Source organism: Bacillota bacterium (genome assembly GCA_012837285.1).
Classification (GTDB): Bacteria; Bacillota; DTU030; order DUMP01; family DUMP01; genus DUNI01.
Genome location: DURJ01000130.1, coordinates 1 through 1911 on the forward strand (window position 1 = coordinate 1; position 1911 = coordinate 1911).

Here is a 1911-nt window from a genome sequence, read left to right on the forward strand (position 1 = left end):
AGTTCCGACAACCCCTTCCGGGTGGAAGGTCAAAAAACCGTAGCCTACGAAATCCTTGATCAATTAGACTACCAGCCGCTGGATTTTATCGTCATGCCGGTGTCCAGCGGTGGTAACATGGCCGCTGTAATCAAAGCTGGCGAAGAAATGGAAGCCCTGGGGTTAATAAAAAAAGCCCCGATGATAATCGGGGTTCAAGCCGCTGGCTGCTCCCCCATTGTCACAGCCGTAACTGAAGGCAAAGAACAAATAGAGCATTTTGGTCAACCCAATACCATTGCCCATGCCATCTCCAATCCCATGCCACCCAGCGGCAACCGTATATTGCGAAAAGTAAAAGAAGGCCGGGCCCATGTAGTTTCCGTTACCGAAGAACAAATCCTGGCCGCTCAAGCCTTCCTCGCCAGCCAAGAAGGACTCTTTGTCCAACCGGCCGGCGCCGTTCCCATAGCTGCTATTCGAAAACTGGCCCAAGAAGGTACCCTAAAACCCAAGCATAAAGTGGCCGCCATCCTTACCGGCAGCGGCCTCAAGGATACCAGTGCCCTAGCCCTTCATGCCCTTAAAGCCGGTACCGTCCCTGTTGATAATCTGGAACTTGCTTTAAAAGGCTGATAGTTTCAGCTCCAACATTATATAGTTAGGCCCCTGCCGTTAATGAAAACGCAGGGGCTAAACTTATATCAATCTTGGTTCGGCCACAAACCCTGATCTCATATTGTCAAAACTTCCTTCAGGGATTTTAAGGTCCTGGCTTCAGCATTAGTCAAATGCTGCAGAGTAGCGGCTGCCGCCTTTTCCTCGTTCCGCTTCCTAATAGCATCCAGTATCTTAAGATGTTCTCTAGTAACCAATTCCACTACTTCCGGTCTTAACCCACCGGCACTACTTTCCGCCAAATAGCGAACGCGAATAGAATGTTGATCAACTTGATTTAAAATATCCTTAAGTAATGTATTCCTCAGGTGCTGAGACATCAACTCATGCAGTTCCAGATCAGCATTAATATAGGCAGCCAAATCTGTCGGCCCTTCGATAAGGTGAACCAGTTTTTCATAAAGAGCTTCGACTTCTCCTTCTTCACAATACCGAGCTGCGATTTTAGCCACATAAGGTTCTAGTAGGCGTCGCACTTCATATAGATTTCTTACGTCATCCAAGCTAATAGGGGCTACTTGAACACCGCGGTTAGGAATAGATACAACCAAGCCGTCGCCTTCCAAACGCACCAAAGCTTCGCGAATCGGAGTTGTGCTCACCCCAAATTCTTGCGCCAGCTTGTCTATCTGTAGTTCCTCACCGGGTTCATATTTGTTTAGAAGAATGTCTTCCTTAAGAGTTTCGTATAAGCGCTCCCGCAAAGATGTCAAGAGCAGCCGTCTCTTCATTTTCAGCTCCCCCTGCTCTTTTCGAGGGAATTTTTGTATCCTCTAATTATTATATCGCCAATCTTCGTTCTTGTCATTATAGTCTGCAGACCTTTTGCTAAACTTAAGCAAGTAATGCCCGCCGTTCTAAAGTCTAGGCCCGGCGCCACTTAGGATCTATCCTAGCGCCGGACCTCAGTTTCCATCTATTCTAAAACAGCCTTTTCTGCTTTATCAACTGACCAACCTAATATCGATGTCCCCACCTTGGCGAACAGGTCGGGATCGCCGCTGGTGTAAAAATTGTAGACCGGAGAAGCGCTCTCAGCGACCAGTCCCTTCTGCTGAAGGAGTTCCTTTGCCTCCGCCACCGTCTCTACTGCCGGATCTACAATAGTAACGCCGGGATCGATATAGCGCCTAATTGTATCCAGTAACACCGGATAATGCGTACAGCCAAGAACCAACGTATCTATTCCCGTACCTTTGAATGTTTCAAAATAACCGCTCACCGCTTCTTCCACTTCGGGCCCGGAAGTCTTCC

Annotated in this window: 3 protein-coding genes; 1 reads left to right on the top strand and 2 read right to left on the bottom strand. The window is 48.1% G+C overall.

The window, feature by feature from the left end; genetic code table 11:
* Positions 1 to 615: pyridoxal-phosphate dependent enzyme (locus GX016_07635; GenBank protein HHT71429.1), on the top strand; the 615-nt coding region annotated here is incomplete at its 5' end.
* A gap of 98 nt (positions 616 to 713) precedes the next feature.
* Here GX016_07635 and GX016_07640 read toward each other — a convergent pair.
* Both GX016_07640 and GX016_07645 read right to left on the bottom strand, forming a co-directional pair.
* The gene (locus GX016_07640; GenBank protein ID HHT71430.1) at positions 714 to 1388 is read right to left on the bottom strand and encodes a GntR family transcriptional regulator; all 675 of its coding nucleotides are present in this window, start codon (positions 1386 to 1388) and stop codon (positions 714 to 716) included.
* Between the two features lie 185 nt (positions 1389 to 1573).
* A partial coding sequence (locus GX016_07645; GenBank protein ID HHT71431.1) for a glutamate racemase occupies positions 1574 to 1911 on the bottom strand: 338 nt, incomplete at its 5' end.

Bases quoted from the DNA above. Each gene is read 5' to 3' on its own strand.
- GX016_07640 (HHT71430.1), bottom strand. From the start codon at position 1,388: ATGAAGAGACGGCTGCTCTTGACATCTTTGCGGGAGCGCTTATACGAA.